The organism is Sinorhizobium sp. Y406 (assembly GCF_058732025.1).
The window spans coordinates 3,053,740-3,068,599 of the sequence record NZ_CM178974.1 but is presented as its reverse complement, the minus strand read 5'-3'; the positions used below and the strand labels follow the sequence as shown (position 1 = coordinate 3,068,599).

Here is a 14,860-nt window from a genome sequence, read left to right as displayed (position 1 = left end):
CTTCAACCGGCGATCATCTCGCCCGCGAGCGGCACCGCCATGCGGGCGCGGATGTCCTCGGGCGGCAATCCCTCGGCGATCAGCACGTGCAGCTTGGCAAAGGCCGCCTCGAGCGTCATGTCGGCGCCCGACACCGCGCCGATGCGGGCAAGCGCGGCGCCTGTGGCATAGGTGTCCTGCGCCACCGCGCCGATCACGCATTGCGTCGTGTTGACCACCGTGACGCCGCGCTTGAGCGCCGCGCCGAGGGCGGCGAGCAGCCGCGCGTTTGCTTCCGGCACATTGCCGACGCCGTAGCTGCGCAGCACAACGCCTTTGAGCATCGGATCGGAGAGCACCGCCTCGACGACGCGCGGCGAAAGGCCGGGGTGGATGGTGATGACCGCCACGGCCTCCGGATCGAAATGGTCCGGCAGAAAGAAGCTCTTGGGCTCGGCGGCGAGCAACAGCTCCCGGCGCAGCACGATGTTGATGCCGGCCTCGGCGATCGCCGGATAGTTGGGCGAATCGAAGGCATCGAAGCGGTCGGTCGCGATCTTGCGGCTGCGGTTGCCGCGCAAGAGCTTACGGCCGAAACAGAGGCCGACTTCGCGCAGCGGATGCTGTGCGGCGAGGATCAGCGCCATCTCGAGATTTTCGAGCCCGTCGCTGCGCGGCGCCGTCAGCGGGATCTGCGCGCCCGTCAGGATCACGGGCTTGTCGAGGCCGCGCAGCATGAAGGAGAGCGCCGAAGCGGTCCATGCCATGGTGTCGGTGCCATGCAGCACGACGAAGCCTTCATAGGCATCCCAGCGGCGGACGAGCTCGCCGGCAATGACCGGCCATTGCGCCGGCTGCAGATTGGCGCTGTCGATCAGGCTGTCGAGCTCGACGACATCGCAATCCGGGAGCGGCGTCGCCGAGGCCGTTTCGCCGAGCCGGCGCTTGAGCAGGGCACCAAAGCCGGCCATGGGCTTGAGGCCGCCTGGCGCGGCTTCCATGCCGATGGTGCCGCCCGTATGCAGGATGAGGACGCGCCGGCTCATGCGATACCTGCTGCGGGACTGAGCATTGCCTGCGGGCTCAGCAACCGGTCGAGCTCCGCTGGCGTCAGCAGCCCTTCGGCCGCCACCAGTTCGCGCACGGTGGCGCCACTTGCAAGCGCCTCGGCGGCGATGCGCGTGGCGTTGGCGTAGCCGATATGCGGCACGAGAGCGGTCACGATCCCGATGCTCTGTTCCACGTCCTGGCGGCACTGCTCGCGATTGGCGCGGATGCCGCGGATGCAGCGCTCTTCGAGGATGCGGCAGGCGGTCGCCAGCATCTTGATCGATGAGAACAGGTTATAGACGATCAGCGGTTCCATGGCATTAAGCTGGAGCTGGCCGGCTTCGGCTGCCAGCGTCACGGCAAGGTCGTTGCCGATGACCTGATAGGCAACCTGGTTCACCGCCTCGGGAATGACCGGGTTGACCTTGCCGGGCATGATCGATGAGCCGGGCTGCATCGCCGGCAGCACGATCTCGCCGAGCCCGGCGCGCGGTCCGCTGGACAGGAGGCGCAGATCGTTGGCGAGCTTCGAAAGCTTGATGGCCAGCCGCTTGAGCAGGCCGGAAAAGAGCACGAAGGCACCCATGTCCGAGGTCGCCTCGATCAGGTTGGCGGCCGGCACCACCGGCTTGCCCGAAATCTCGGCGAGATGGCGAACCGCGAGAACGGCGTAGTCCGGATGGGTGTTGAGGCCGGTGCCGATGGCGGTGCCGCCCAGATTGACCTCGCAGAGTAGACGCAGGATCTCGCCGATACGATCGACGTCCTCGCCGAGATTGACGGCGAAGGCGTCGAATTCCTGGCCGAGCGTCATCGGCACCGCATCCTGAAGCTGGGTGCGGCCCATCTTGATGACGTCGGCGAACTCCCGCCCCTTTTCCGAAAGCGCCTGCTGCAGCGAAGCGATCGCCGCCACGAGCGGCTCGGCGGCGAATTGCAGGCCGAGGCAGACGGCGGTCGGATAGGCGTCGTTGGTCGATTGCGACCTGTTCACGTCGTCGTTGGGATGCAGATGCGCGTAGGCGCCCTTGGGGTGACCGAGCTTTTCGAGCGCGAGGTTGGCGATCACCTCGTTGGCGTTCATGTTGGTGGACGTGCCGGCGCCGCCCTGGATCAGATCGACGACGAATTGATCGTTGAGGCGGCCGGCGACGATCTCCTTGCAGGCGGCGATGATCGCCTCGGCCTTCTGCGGCGCGATGAGGCCGAGATCGCGATTGGCGCGGGCCGCCGCCGCCTTGACCATGGCGAGTGCTGCGACGAAATGCGGAAAATGGCTGATCGGCACGCCGGTGATCGGAAAGTTCTCGATGGCCCTCAGCGTCTGGACGCCGTACCAGGCGTCCGCCGGCACCTCCCGGTCGCCGAGCAGATCATGTTCGATACGCGTCATGTTCATGGGATTCGCTCGCGATGGATTGAAACGACGGGCCGGCGGTCCCGGCCCTGCACCAGTTTTAAAGCGGGAAACGGAAAACCGTCTGCGGTTTTCCGGCGCTTTCCCGCTCTACCTGCTCGTTTTCGGTTGACGCTTAGGCGCGCGCGCTTCCGCCCGCTGCTACGGCTTCGGGTTCCTCGCCCCATGCCGTGCCGCTCCAGGCTTTGCGGTCGATGCCGGCATAGCCGAACCTTTCCGGATCGAAGACCGGCTCGCCGGCGTTCTTCGCAAGCTGGCTGTCGTAGTCCTGCATCAACTTCAGAGCGGGCTTGAAGAGCATGACGAGCGCGAAGAGATTGACGAGCGCCAGCAGGCCCATCGTGACGTCGGCAAAGGCGAAGATCGTGCCGAGGTCGGAGGTGGCGCCCCAGCCGCAGAGGCCGATCACCGCAATGCGATAGACGATGATCAGCGGCCTGTTCTGCCCGCCGAGCCAGGCAAGGCTGTTCTCGCCCAGATAGTAGTTGTAGATCATCGTAGTGAAACCGAAGAGCATCATCGCAATGCTGACGAAGACCCGGCCCCCTTCGCCGATATGGCCGGCCAGCGAGGCTTGTGCGAGTGCGATGCCGCCAACCTCCTCGGCACCCGGGCGATAGACGTCGCCGAGCAGGATGATGAAGGCGGTGCAGGAGCACACGATCAGCGTGTCGATGAAGACGGAGAAGGCCTGGACGACGCCCTGCGAGGCGGGATGCGGGACTTCGGCGACGGCCGCGACATTCGGGGCGCTGCCGAGCCCGGCTTCGTTGGAGAAGAGCCCGCGCCTGACGCCCATGACGATTGCCGCGCCGATGCCGCCGCCGACCGCCGGCTCCAGGCCGAAGGCGCTCTTGACGATCAGCATGAGCGTGGCGGGGAGAGCGTCGATGTTGAGCACGAGCACGACCAGGGCCATGGCGATGTAGCCGAGCGCCATCACCGGCACCAGCACGTCGGCAATGCGGGCAATGCGCCGGACGCCGCCGGCGATGATGATGCCGACCAGCACGGCGATGCCGAGGCCGATCGCCATCACCGGCACGCCGAAGGCGTCGTTGAGCGAGGTGGCGACCGCATAGGACTGCACGCCGTTGAAGCCGAAACCGAAAGTGACCAGCAGCAGCACCGAATAGAGGCCCGCAAGCCACTTCCAGCGCTCGCCGAGGCCGTGCGCGATGTAATAGGCCGGTCCGCCGCGATAGGTTCCATCCGGCTCGGCGCGCTTGTAGGCCTGCGCCAGGGTGCATTCGAAGAAGCTCGTCGCCATGCCGATGAGGCCGACGACCCACATCCAGAAGACCGCGCCCGGGCCGCCAAGGGTGATCGCCACGGCAACGCCGGCGATATTGCCGCCGCCGACGCGGCCGGCGACCGAGAGCATCAGCGCCTGGAAGGAGGAGAGATGGCCATCGGATCCGCTGGCGAAGGCCTGCCCGGACCCGAGAATACGGAACATGCGTCCGAAATAGCGAAGCTGCACGAAACGCGAGGCAAAGGTGAACCACAGGCCGAGGCCGATCAGAACCACGATCAGCACCTTGCTCCACAAGAGATCATTGAGAAAATCGAGCATACATGTCCTCCCATTGCCGCCGGCGCGGGCGGCGCGCTGGATGGCTTCCCGGCCCGGCGCCGAAAGCCTGATAGTCTCCCGCAATCGCTATGCCGGTTGAAACCCGGCGTTGCAATTTGCCGGCCTGTTGCCAATTGGCGCATTCTGGTGCAGGTTCCGCGCTAGAATGCGCTTTCGCTTTTTGGCGCTGGGGGAGGGAATGCATCAGGATTTCGCCGCCAATCTCCGGCTTCTGTGCAGCTATCGTGGCTCCATCGCCGAAGTCTGCCGGTTATTGAAGATCAACCGGCCGCAATTCAACCGCTATCTCGGCGGCCGGCACCTGCCTTCCGCGCATATCCTGCGGCGGCTCTGCGACTTCTTCGGTGTCGAGGAATATGAAATCCTGCTTCCGGCCGCCCGCTTCGCGGAACTGGTGCGGCTGCGCCCGCGCGCACCGCGCATCGACGCCGCCGCCAGTTCTCCCGAGGCCGCGCATTTCGGCCGGCTGAAAGCGATCGGCAGCGCCGGGCTGGAGAAGTATCTCGGCTATTATTTCGAGACCTATTGCTCGATGGCCTATCCGGGCAGGGTCCTGCGCAATATCGTCCGCTTCGAGCAGCGCGAGGGCGGTGTCTTCTACCGCCGCAGCGAACGGCTCATCGAGCGGCCGGGCGAGAGGGCCTATCGCGCCGTCTATCGCGGCATGGCGCATTTCCTGACCGACCGCATTTTCCTCGTCGATTATGAAACGCTGACGGGATTGGAAATCAGCCAGACGATCCTGTTCCCTTCCTTCAAGAACCGGATCACGCGGCTCACCGGCCTGAAACTCGGCGTTTCCGGCAGCGGCGAGCGCATGCCCTGTTGCGCCCGGGTGGTCTACGACTATCTCGGCCACTCCGTCGACCTGCGCCAGGCGCTCTCTCTCTGCGGCCTCTACGCGCCGGACGACCCCCGCCTCGACGGCGCGCTGCGCACCGCCATCACCAACGACATCGCCCCCGGCGAAGCGCTGTTTCGGGCAAGGTTCGTTTGAGGGCGTGGCCGGAAGCGCGATTTTCCAAGGCTGAGGGGATTTGCCGTCGACGATTTCGATGCGACTGCCAAAGGCAGACATCGCAATGATCGATTGCGCCGCCGCCTCCACGGCCGGTCGCGCACGGACTTCGTGCGTGGGGTCGCCGTCCCCGCGGCCGAGGATGTGCTGATGGAGAACTGGCTGATCCGCATGAGTCCCCAGGGCTTCGCCGAATTCATGTCTGCAGCTTCCGGACCGGCAACCCGTGTCCCTGAAATCGTGGAACTGGCAAAGCGTCCCGCCCCTTGGGAGCGAGGCTATCTTGCGAAACGCTGATCCGTGATCCTCTCGGCTCCCGAACCGCACCACAGCACGACGTTGCCAATCTCACGTGCGGGAAGCCACGCTTGATCATTGCCTCAAGGGCTCACCCTGGCGGCCGAGGTGCGGGCGCACATGTTCGCAGAAAGAGTCAAAGCATAACATTGACTGTCCTCTTCATGTTAAGCGATGCTCGCTCTTCGACTTCAGAAATAATCTAATAAGTCATTGATAAATATCAATATTTATATCTAACTCGAACAAGAACGACCGGAATATTCATTCCGGCATTGGGACATGGGTGCTTTCGGACGCCTCACAATCATGCAGAACCATCCAGCGATACCCCTACATGTTGCGCATAAATTCCGTATATGTTCCATTTACCATGCTTGCAATGGCTTGGGATGATGGGCAGCATGACTAGTCTTATTCATCTCGTGTATCGTCGTTATCTTGCAATACGCGAGCGAATCGAATAGCAAAGGATCGTCAGTAACCGGAGGTCGATTCTATGACGGCGGAAGCCACAGGCCCGGACCTTGAGTTCGGCGCGATGCAAACAGTCTTCACTGCACTGCAAAATCTGGATGAAGAGGCACGCGTCCGCGTTCTCGATTATGTCTCATCTCGGCTGGGCATTGCGCCGGTCACCCGGGCCGTCGCTAAGCCGCATGACGCCTGCCGCAGCGATGAAGATGAGCCCGCTCTGGAGCAGGAGCAAGATGCGGCTCCGAAATTCGGATCCTTTGCCGAGCTGTTCGACGCGGCCCAGCCTAAGAGAACGTCTGATAAGGCCCTAGTAGCTGGCTACTGGCTGCAAGTCTGCCAGGCAGCTGACAGCTTCGACGGCTTTTCGGTCAATAAGGAGCTCAAGCACTTGGGCGAAGGTTTGTCGAACGTCACTTCCGCCATCGACACGCTCAAGGGGCAGAAGCCCGCGCTCGCGTTACAGCTCAAGAAGAGCGGCAAGTCGCGGCAGGCAAGAAAGCTTTACAAGATCACCGTCGCGGGCATCAGGGCCGTGGAGGCCATGATCGGTGGATGAAGGTCGCCTGTCAGCCGCACTGGTGAGCTACCTGGGCACCACGCTGTCGGTCGAACTCGCATGCGACTTCGTCAAGCTCCGGCGCGACTGCTCCACCGGCACCTTGGAGCGGGCCTCTCCGGGTAAGTTCGTGGAGACGTTCGTGCAGTGCTTACAGCAGCTCGCGACCGGGACGTACGACGCTAAGCCCGACGTTGACGGCTACTTGAGCAAGAAAGCAGAGAACGAGGCGCAGCTGCCGGAAGGCCTGCGCATCTGTGGCGCTCGCCTGGCGCGCTCCATCTACACCTTCCGCAACAAGCGAAATATCGCTCACAAGAATCCGGTCGATCCCAACCGATTCGACCTTGGACTCGCCCACCATGGCGCAGCCTGGATTATGGCGGAGCTCCTGCGCAATGCAACGGGCATCACAATGCACGAGGCCGGTGCCCTCATCGCGCTGGTCCAAGCTCCGGTAGGCACCCTCGTTGAAGAGATCGATGGCGTCCGGCTGGTCCACGCTGACACCTCGGTGCGCGGCGAAATCCTGATTCTGCTGCACAGCCATTTCCCTGAGCGGGTGCTGGTGCCCGCTATTCTCGCCACCATGAGCGCACGGAGCCCCAGTTCGGTGAAGAACCGCCTGGGCGAATTGCGGAGCGCGAAGCTCCTACACGGTGATGGGAAGGTCGGATACCGGCTCACTCAGGCCGGGCATCAAGCGGCCGTGGCTGAAATTCAGGCCGCCCTTCAAGCAGCCGGCACCGGATAGCCACCGAACTACAGGCGAGTTTGGCACGGCGGCGAACTCAGCGCATTCACCGCGAGAAGATCAACATCTCGACCGTCATGGCCGGTCAGAGGCTTGGCATCAAGGAAGTCGAGGACGGAATTTGGCTCATCAGCTTCATGCATTATGATTTGGGATATATCGACCTGGAGCAGAGGACCTTGCAAACCATCGACAACCCGTTCGGCACGAGGTTGTCACCCATGTCTTAGGTACAAACTGTTACCTATGTCTTCGGGCTGGACAAGAAGAAAACTGGAGCGGGCGAAGGGATTCGAACCCTCGACCCCAACCTTGGCAAGGTTGTGCTCTACCCCTGAGCTACACCCGCTCATCAGACCCAGGTCCGGGGTAGTCGGTGGACCGTGGGTTGCCGCCCCGTCTCGCGGCGACGGGCGGTATATGGACCAAGCCATTTTCAAATGCAACAGGGAAATGGCGCCGATGCGAAGATTTTTTCGGCGCGCGGCGAAGCGCCGGGAGCGCCGCTTTTCCCTTCCCGCCTGAGGGCCGCGCTCCCCACAACTCGCGAAAGAACCGCTCGGCAACCGCCTGCATGACGCTCCGGCGCATGGGACCTGCCGCGCTCAAGATTGCGGAAGGCGGGCCTTCTCCGTAAGGAAAGGGAAAACGCAATGTCGAAAGGGAGCGAAACCATGAGCGAGGCACAGCCGAAGAATGCGGAGGATCTGTTCCGCTTTCTCGACGAACTTGGGATCAAGCATACGACCAAACGGCACGCGCCGGTCTTCACGGTCGCCGAATCGGTGGAACTGCGCGACGAAATTGCGGGGGGACATACAAAAAACCTGTTCCTCAAGGACAAAAAGGACAATTATTTCCTCCTGACCGTCGAGGAGAATGCGACGGTGGACCTGAAGACCATTCATCAGACCATCGGCGCAGCAAGCAAGGTCTCTTTCGGCAAGCCGGAGAAGCTGATGGAATTTCTGGGCGTCATTCCCGGAGCGGTAACCGCGTTTGGTGCGATCAACGACACGGAAGGCAGGGTGAAGTTCGTTTTCGACGAGGCGCTGATGGAGTTCGATGTGATCAACTGCCATCCGCTCGCCAACGACCAGACGACCTCGATCGCGTCGAAGGACATGTTGCGCTTCATGGACGCGACCGGCCACGAAGCGCTTGTCTTGAAAGTGTCGGCCTGACATACGATCTTTGGCGCGGAACGCATGACGTCGGGCGAAGCCCGCAAGGAGAGAAGAATGGGCGGTAGCGACAATCCCTATGCAGGATCTTTCGGCAACCAGATGACGGCTTCGGCCTCGTTCGGTGGCCAGCCGGCGCCGAGCGGCGCGGGCGACCTCATCAAGGAGACGACGACCGCCACCTTCGCCCGCGACGTTGTCGAGGCGTCGCGCCAGCAGCCGGTCCTGGTCGATTTCTGGGCGCCCTGGTGCGGGCCGTGCAAGCAACTGACCCCGGTGATCGAGAAGGTGGTCAAGGAAGCCGCCGGCCGGGTGAAACTCGTCAAGATGAACATCGACGACCATCCCTCGATTGCCGGCCAGCTCGGCATTCAGTCGATCCCGGCCGTCATCGCCTTCGTCGGCGGCCGTCCGGTCGACGGTTTCATGGGCGCCGTGCCGGAGAGCCAGATCAAGCAATTCATCGACCGGATCGCCGGCCCGGCCGTGGACGACGCCAAGGCCGAAGTCGAGGCCCTGCTTGCGGAAGCCAAGACGCTGATCGATGCCGGCGATGCGCAGAACGCCGCCGGTCTCTATGGTGCCGTGTTGCAGGCTGATCCGGAGAACCCGGAGGCGATCGCCGGGATGATCGAGTGCATGATTGCCCTTGGGCAGCTTGCCGAAGCGCGCCAGGCGCTTTCGCAATTGCCGGAAGAGCTCGCCAAGGCCGCTGCCGTCTCCGCCGCGTCGAAAAAGCTGGACCAGATCGAGGAAGCGCGCAAGCTCGGCGACCCCGTGGCGCTGGAGCACCGGCTTGCCCTCGAGCCAGACGATCACGCGGCAAGGCTGAAGCTCGCGAAGATCCGCAACGTCGAGGGCGACAGAGCTGCGGCCGCCGACCACCTTCTGATGATCATGAAGCGGGATCGCGACTTCGAGGACGACGCCGCTCGCCGCGAGCTCCTGAATTTCTTCGAGGTATGGGGGCCGAAGGATCCGGCGACGATCGCCGCCCGGCGCAAGCTGTCGGCGCTGCTCTTTTCCTGAATGGAAGCAGCGGCGTCGTTGAGCTGTTTTTGCGCCTTCGATGCCCGTTTTTCCCTTGAGATTTTCGAGGGGCGCACCATTTGTTGAGCCTGGGGACCGCGCGGGAATCACGAGGAGGCGCGGCCGGGCAGTTATCTGCAGGGTCCGGAAGAATGCATGTCGGAAATGCGCGTTACCTCGGTCCGCAGGACTTGCCGGATATAATTCCGGTATTTCCGCTGACGGGTGCGCTCCTGCTTCCCGGCGCACAACTTCCGCTCAATATTTTCGAACCGCGCTATATCGCCATGTTTGACGACGCTCTCGCCGGCGATCGGCTGATCGGCATCGTCCAGCCCTCCTTTTCCGGGGGGCGCAGCGATATCGCGTCGGGCCCGGTTCCGGCCCTTTGCCAGGTGGGCTGCATCGGCCGCATCACCTCCTTCGCGGAGACCGGTGACGGGCGCTACATCACTTCCCTCACCGGCGTCTGCCGTTTTCGCCTCTTTGCCGAAGTCGCTGGAACCCGCGGCTATCGCCGCTTTCGCATAGGTCCGTTCGGCGCCGATCTCGAAGGTCCGGAGGACGAGGGGCTCGTCGATCGTGAGGCTCTTCTCGCCGCCTTCCGCGCCTATCTCGATGCCAACAAGCTGGAAGCGGACTGGGAAAGCGTCGAGCGGGCGAGCAACCGGACCCTGGTGAATTCCATGGCGATGATGTCCCCCTACGGGCCGGCGGAAAAGCAGGCGCTGCTCGAGGCTCCGGACCTGAAGACCCGCGCCGAGACGCTGATCGCCATCACCGAGATCGTGCTTGCCCGCAATTTCGGCGATCCGGACAACATTCTGCAGTGACGTGCAACCATGGACATCAACGCCAGCAAGGTCGACCCGAAACTGCTCGAACTGCTTGTCTGTCCGCTGACGAAAGGGCGCCTCAGCTACGACGCGGAAGCCAATGAACTGGTCTCGGAAAAGGCGCGCCTCGCCTATCCGATCCGCGACGGCGTGCCGATCATGCTGGTTTCCGAGGCGCGCAAGATCGAGGGCTGAGGGCTGCTCTGCAGCTGGAATTTCCCCTATCGTCGGTTGTAATTTGCCCCTCTCCCCGGGTTTAACCGGAGGCCGAGCGGGCGCCGCTTGTCCCTTCTCCCCGCTTGCGGGGAGAAGGTGCCGGTCCACCCTCCGCAGCTGCTGCGGAGGACGGGCAGGCGGATGAGGGGCGGACCGCGACACACCCCCATGTTTTTCCTAAATCGGCTCGCCGGCGAGCAGGCGCGGGTCGCTGCGGCCGGCGGTGCCGGCGGCCTGGCGGATGAAGAAATTCTTGAGCGGCGGCAGGCGATCGACCAGGCCGAGGCCGACATCGCGGGCGATCCTGACCGGTATGATGTCGTTGGAGAACAGCCGGTTCAGCACGTCCGTGGTGACCCCCATGCGGAACGTGTCGAAGCGCCGCCAGGTCTGATAGCGCTCCAGCACCGCGAGCGAGCCGATGTCGAGCCCGAGGCGGTCGGCCTCGACGATGGTTTCGGCAAGCGCCGCCACATCCTTGAAGCCGAGATTGAGCCCCTGGCCGGAGATCGGGTGAATGCCATGGGCGGCGTCGCCCGCCAGCGCAAGGCGGGGCGCGACGAACTCGCGCGCGAGCGTCAGTCCGAGCGGAAAGGCCCGGCGGCCGCCGACGACCTTGAGGTGGCCGAGCTTATGGCCGAAGCGCCGCTCCAACTCCTCCTGGAACAGGAAATCGTCGCCCTTGACCAGGCGTTCGGCATCGAACGTGCGCTCGGTCCAGACGAGCGACGATCGGTTGTTCTTGAGCGGGAGGGTTGCGAAGGGACCGGCCGGCAGGAAATGCTCCTCCGCGGTGCCGTTATGCGGGCGCTCGTGCTCGACGGTGGTGACGATGCCCGACTGACCGTAGTCGAACTCGACGACCTTGATGCCGGCCGCTTCCCGGAGCTTCGAGCGCACGCCGTCACAGGCGACCAGAAGCCGCGCCTCCAGTTCCTCGCCACCGCCGAGCGTCACCGCGACCGCATGATCGCTCGATTGGAAGCTTTCCACCATCGTCGATTGCCGGATCGCAACGCCGAGATCCGCGCAGGCGTCGCGCAGCGCCCCCACCAGGGCCGTGTTCGGCACCATATGGGCGAAGGGCCGTCCTTCGCCGCCGTCGCCTTCGAAGGTCAGAAAGACCGGGCGCACCGGATCGGCCGCTTTCGAATCGGTGATCACCATCTTCAGGATCGGCTCGGCCTCGGGCGCGATTGCGCTCCAGACGCCGAGAATGTCGAGCATGCGCTCGGCGGCCAGCGCAACCGCGGAAGCGCGCTCGTCCTTTTTCCAGGCGCCTTCCGGCGCGCCATCGGCGACCAGGACGTCGAGATGGGGCGCGGACTTCTTCAACGATACGGCAAGCGACAGGCCGACATAGCCGCCTCCGGCAATCAACACGTCGATCATCCCGTCACTCCCATCGCACTTGAGCATCATCTCTCGCCTATATAGATCAATGCAATCGCTGTTCCTACCATCGGAGACCGCCGAAATGTCGCGCCCAGCCGAGACCGTCACCCCCATGGACGCGCTGCTTCAGATCCTCGATCTGGAGAAGCTGGAAGAAAACCTGTTTCGCGGCTTGAGCCCGCAGGTTGGCTGGCAGCGTGTGTTCGGCGGCCAGGTGATCGGCCAGGCGCTGGTCGCCGCCCAACGCACCGTCGACCAGCGGCGTTATGTCCATTCCCTGCACGCCTATTTCATGCGGCCCGGCGATCCGTCCGTGCCGATCATCTACGAGGTCGACCGCATCCGCGACGGATCGAGCTTCGCGACCCGGCGGGTGGTGGCGATCCAGCACGGCAAGGCGATTTTCTCGATGTCGGCCTCCTTCCAGTACGACGAGGACGGTTTCGAGCATCAGTTCAAGATGCCGGACGTGCCGATGCCGGAGGACCTGCCGGGTGAAAAGGAGCTGAAGGAGAAGTACCTCGTTCAGGCGCCCGAGGCGATCCGCCGCTACTTCGAGCGGCCGCGGCCGATCGAAATCCGGCCCGTATCGCTGGAGGACTATTTTTCGCGCCGGAAAACGCCGAGGAACGAACCGCTGCAGGACGGAGCGCTTCCGACGCAGCGAGTCTGGGTGAAGGCGGTGGGCGCCGTGCCCGACGAGCGCCATCTGCAGGCGGCGATCCTTGCCTATCTCTCCGACATGACGCTCCTCGACACCTCACTCTATGCCCACGGCACGTCCGTGTTCGACCGCACGCTGCAGGTCGCAAGCCTCGACCACGCCATGTGGTTCCACCGTCCCTCCAAGATGGACGATTGGCTGCTTTACGCCCAGGACAGCCCGAATGCGCATGGCGCGCGCGGCATGACCCGCGGCAGCCTGTTCGATCGCTCAGGCGTGTTGATCGCCTCCGTGGCGCAAGAGGGATTGATTCGCAAAAAGGCAATTGAATAAACAATATGCAATTTTGAGATTTTGCACATTTATTAGTCAAAATGACTGGCGTCTTTTTTAGCATTTAGCGGCCGAAGCCGCGCGAAATGCGGTTTTTTCGTGTCTTTTCCGCCCATTCGTCCTTCGTCTTCGAATCTGGCACGCCCCTTGAATGTAGCCTTTCGGTTGCCCGGCGCTTCAGCGCTTAAGCAGCAAGGAGAGACGGCCTCCGACCGGAGGCAGACAAGGATGGGAAACCGATGAAAATTGTGATGGCCATTATCAAGCCGTTCAAGCTCGATGAGGTTCGCGAAGCCCTCACTGCCGTTGGCATCCAGGGTTTGACCGTAACCGAAGTGAAGGGTTACGGCCGCCAGAAGGGGCATACCGAAATTTACCGTGGTACCGAATATGCCGTGAGCTTCCTGCCGAAGCTGAAGGTCGAGATCGCGGTTCCGTCGGAGATCGTCGACAAGGCCGTGGATGCGATCGCCTCGGCAGCCAAGACGGGTCAGATCGGCGACGGCAAGATCTTCGTCTATTCGATTGACCACGCCGTGCGCATCCGCACCGGCGAAACCGACTCAGAAGCGCTGTAAGCCACGCCGTTCAGGGAGCATTATTCGATGTCCTCACATTACCTTTCCACCTCTCTTCGACGCGTGGGCGCAACCGCTGCCGCCTTGCTCGCGCCGGTCGTTGCCTTCGCCCAGGAAGCGGCTCCCGCCGCCGCCGAGGCCGCCGCTGCCGCACCGGTTCCGGACAAGGGCGACACCACGTTCATGTTCATCTCGACGCTGCTCGTTCTCTTCATGCTGATCCCGGGCCTTGCGCTCTTCTACGGCGGCCTCGTGCGCGCAAAGAACATGCTCTCCGTGCTGATGCAGTGCACCGTCGTCGGCGCCGCGATGATGATCGTCTGGGTGATCTACGGCTACTCGTTCGCCTTCGGAGGTTCGGAGAGCGCCTATTTCGGCGGCTTTGCCAAGCTCTTCCTCGCAGGCGTGACGGTCGACAGCACCGCTGCGACGTTCACCGACGGCGTCGTCATCCCGGAATACATCTTCATGCTGTTCCAGATGACCTTCGCCGCGATCACTCCAGCGCTCATCGTCGGCGCCTTTGCCGAGCGCATCAAGTTCTCGGCGGCGGTCCTCTTCTCCGTCCTTTGGGCGACCTTCGTCTATTTCCCGATCGCCCATATGGTCTGGGACGGCAATGGTCTCCTGTTCAACATGGGCGCGCTCGACTTTGCCGGCGGCACCGTCGTGCACATCAATGCCGGGATCGCCGGGCTCGTCGGTGCGATCATGGTCGGCAAGCGCACGGGCTACGGCCGTGACATGATGGCACCGCATTCGATGACGCTGACCCTCGTCGGCGCGGCCATGCTGTGGTTCGGCTGGTTCGGCTTCAATGCCGGCTCCAACCTCGAGGCATCCGGCGGCGCAGTGCTTGCGACGGTCAACACCTTCCTAGCGACCGCCGCGGCAGTCCTGTCCTGGTGCGTCGTCGAAACCCTGACCCGCGGCAAGGCTTCCATGCTCGGCGCCGCTTCCGGCATGATCGCCGGTCTCGTCGCCATCACCCCGGCCGCCGGCATTGCCGGGCCGATGGGCGCAATCATCATGGGCCTCGCCGTCTCGCCGCTCTGCTATTTCTTCGTCTCGGTCATCAAGAACAAGTTCGGCTATGACGATACGGCGGACGTTTTCGGCGTGCACGGCGTCGGCGGCTTCTTCGGCGCACTGGCAACCGGTATCTTCGCCTCCTCGTCGCTCGGCGGCATTGGCTATGCCGAGGGCGTTTCCATGGGCGGCCAGTTCATGACCCAGCTTACCGCCGTCGTCATCACGATCGTCTGGTGCGGCATCGTTTCCGCCATCCTCTACAAGGTGGTCGACGCGATCGTCGGTCTGCGTGTGACGGTCGAGGCGGAACGCGAAGGTCTCGACCTCTCCTCTCACGGCGAGGCCGCCTACCACGTCAGCTAAACGGATCGCGGCGCCGGCAACGGCGCTGCCGACAGTCCCGTCGCGGTCCGCATTCCTGCGGATCGCCCTTGGCCCGGATCCTCGC

Annotated in this window: 15 protein-coding genes, 1 tRNA gene and 1 pseudogene; 12 read left to right on the top strand and 5 right to left on the bottom strand. The window is 63.4% G+C overall.

Annotated elements, in window-relative coordinates:
- Positions 1 to 2 precede the first annotated feature (2 nt).
- The 3 genes from AC4P1R_RS14540 to AC4P1R_RS14530 all read right to left on the bottom strand — a co-directional run bounded on the left by AC4P1R_RS14540 (position 3) and on the right by AC4P1R_RS14530 (position 4,022).
- A complete protein-coding gene (locus AC4P1R_RS14540; protein ID WP_225192081.1) occupies positions 3 to 1,025 on the bottom strand; it encodes a type I asparaginase in 1,023 nt (340 codons plus the stop codon).
- Positions 1,022 to 2,428, bottom strand: a complete 1,407-nt coding sequence (gene aspA / locus AC4P1R_RS14535; RefSeq protein WP_492177128.1) for an aspartate ammonia-lyase — start codon at positions 2,426 to 2,428, stop codon at positions 1,022 to 1,024. The genes AC4P1R_RS14540 and aspA overlap by 4 nt, the downstream gene beginning before the upstream one ends.
- 133 nt (positions 2,429 to 2,561) lie before the next feature.
- Positions 2,562 to 4,022, bottom strand: a complete 1,461-nt coding sequence (locus tag AC4P1R_RS14530) for an alanine/glycine:cation symporter family protein (RefSeq protein ID WP_225192083.1) — start codon at positions 4,020 to 4,022, stop codon at positions 2,562 to 2,564.
- A gap of 199 nt (positions 4,023 to 4,221) precedes the next feature.
- Between AC4P1R_RS14530 and AC4P1R_RS14525 the strand changes: the two genes are divergently transcribed.
- The 5 genes and pseudogenes from AC4P1R_RS14525 to AC4P1R_RS14505 all read left to right on the top strand — a co-directional run.
- Positions 4,222 to 5,040 (top strand): helix-turn-helix domain-containing protein, encoded by an 819-nt coding sequence (locus AC4P1R_RS14525; RefSeq protein WP_069458961.1) that lies wholly within the window; start codon positions 4,222 to 4,224, stop codon positions 5,038 to 5,040.
- A 132-nt stretch (positions 5,041 to 5,172) separates the two neighbouring features.
- Positions 5,173 to 5,358: a type II toxin -antitoxin system TacA 1-like antitoxin gene (locus AC4P1R_RS14520; RefSeq protein WP_492177753.1), complete on the top strand. Its 186-nt coding sequence runs from the start codon at positions 5,173 to 5,175 to the stop codon at positions 5,356 to 5,358.
- A gap of 499 nt (positions 5,359 to 5,857) precedes the next feature.
- A complete protein-coding gene (locus AC4P1R_RS14515) occupies positions 5,858 to 6,391 on the top strand; it encodes a hypothetical protein (RefSeq protein WP_492177126.1) in 534 nt (177 codons plus the stop codon).
- Entirely contained in the window at positions 6,384 to 7,145 is a 762-nt protein-coding gene (locus AC4P1R_RS14510) for a hypothetical protein (RefSeq protein ID WP_069458739.1), read from the top strand. The genes AC4P1R_RS14515 and AC4P1R_RS14510 overlap by 8 nt, the downstream gene beginning before the upstream one ends.
- Positions 7,146 to 7,189: 44 nt before the next feature.
- Positions 7,190 to 7,375 (top strand): annotated as a pseudogene (locus AC4P1R_RS14505) (transposase); the annotation flags it as partial.
- Positions 7,376 to 7,419: 44 nt separating this feature from the next.
- Here AC4P1R_RS14505 and AC4P1R_RS14500 read toward each other — a convergent pair.
- Positions 7,420 to 7,494 (bottom strand) — tRNA-Gly (locus AC4P1R_RS14500).
- Positions 7,495 to 7,819: 325 nt separating this feature from the next.
- Here AC4P1R_RS14500 and AC4P1R_RS14495 point away from each other — a divergent pair.
- The 4 genes from AC4P1R_RS14495 to AC4P1R_RS14480 all read left to right on the top strand — a co-directional run bounded on the left by AC4P1R_RS14495 (position 7,820) and on the right by AC4P1R_RS14480 (position 10,389).
- A complete protein-coding gene (locus tag AC4P1R_RS14495; RefSeq protein ID WP_069458959.1) occupies positions 7,820 to 8,329 on the top strand; it encodes a prolyl-tRNA synthetase associated domain-containing protein in 510 nt (169 codons plus the stop codon).
- A gap of 57 nt (positions 8,330 to 8,386) precedes the next feature.
- Entirely contained in the window at positions 8,387 to 9,358 is a 972-nt protein-coding gene (gene trxA, locus AC4P1R_RS14490; RefSeq protein ID WP_069458738.1) for a thioredoxin, read from the top strand.
- A 152-nt stretch (positions 9,359 to 9,510) separates the two neighbouring features.
- Entirely contained in the window at positions 9,511 to 10,191 is a 681-nt protein-coding gene (locus tag AC4P1R_RS14485) for an LON peptidase substrate-binding domain-containing protein (protein WP_069458737.1), read from the top strand.
- A 9-nt stretch (positions 10,192 to 10,200) separates the two neighbouring features.
- Positions 10,201 to 10,389, top strand: a complete 189-nt coding sequence (locus tag AC4P1R_RS14480) for a Trm112 family protein (RefSeq protein ID WP_034852960.1) — start codon at positions 10,201 to 10,203, stop codon at positions 10,387 to 10,389.
- 198 nt (positions 10,390 to 10,587) lie between these two features.
- Here the strand turns inward: AC4P1R_RS14480 and AC4P1R_RS14475 are convergent, their stop codons facing one another.
- The gene (locus tag AC4P1R_RS14475) at positions 10,588 to 11,802 is read right to left on the bottom strand and encodes a ubiquinone biosynthesis hydroxylase (RefSeq protein WP_069458736.1); all 1,215 of its coding nucleotides are present in this window, start codon (positions 11,800 to 11,802) and stop codon (positions 10,588 to 10,590) included.
- Between the two features lie 85 nt (positions 11,803 to 11,887).
- On the opposite strand from AC4P1R_RS14475, the gene tesB reads away from it, so the two are divergent.
- The 3 genes from tesB to AC4P1R_RS14460 all read left to right on the top strand — a co-directional run bounded on the left by tesB (position 11,888) and on the right by AC4P1R_RS14460 (position 14,775).
- On the top strand, positions 11,888 to 12,802 hold the full coding sequence (tesB, locus tag AC4P1R_RS14470) for an acyl-CoA thioesterase II (protein WP_069458735.1): 915 nt from the start codon (positions 11,888 to 11,890) through the stop codon (positions 12,800 to 12,802).
- A 239-nt stretch (positions 12,803 to 13,041) separates the two neighbouring features.
- Positions 13,042 to 13,380: a P-II family nitrogen regulator gene (locus AC4P1R_RS14465; RefSeq protein ID WP_034852964.1), complete on the top strand. Its 339-nt coding sequence runs from the start codon at positions 13,042 to 13,044 to the stop codon at positions 13,378 to 13,380.
- A gap of 27 nt (positions 13,381 to 13,407) precedes the next feature.
- Positions 13,408 to 14,775: an ammonium transporter gene (locus AC4P1R_RS14460; RefSeq protein ID WP_151611702.1), complete on the top strand. Its 1,368-nt coding sequence runs from the start codon at positions 13,408 to 13,410 to the stop codon at positions 14,773 to 14,775.
- The last annotated feature ends 85 nt before the right edge of the window (positions 14,776 to 14,860 follow it).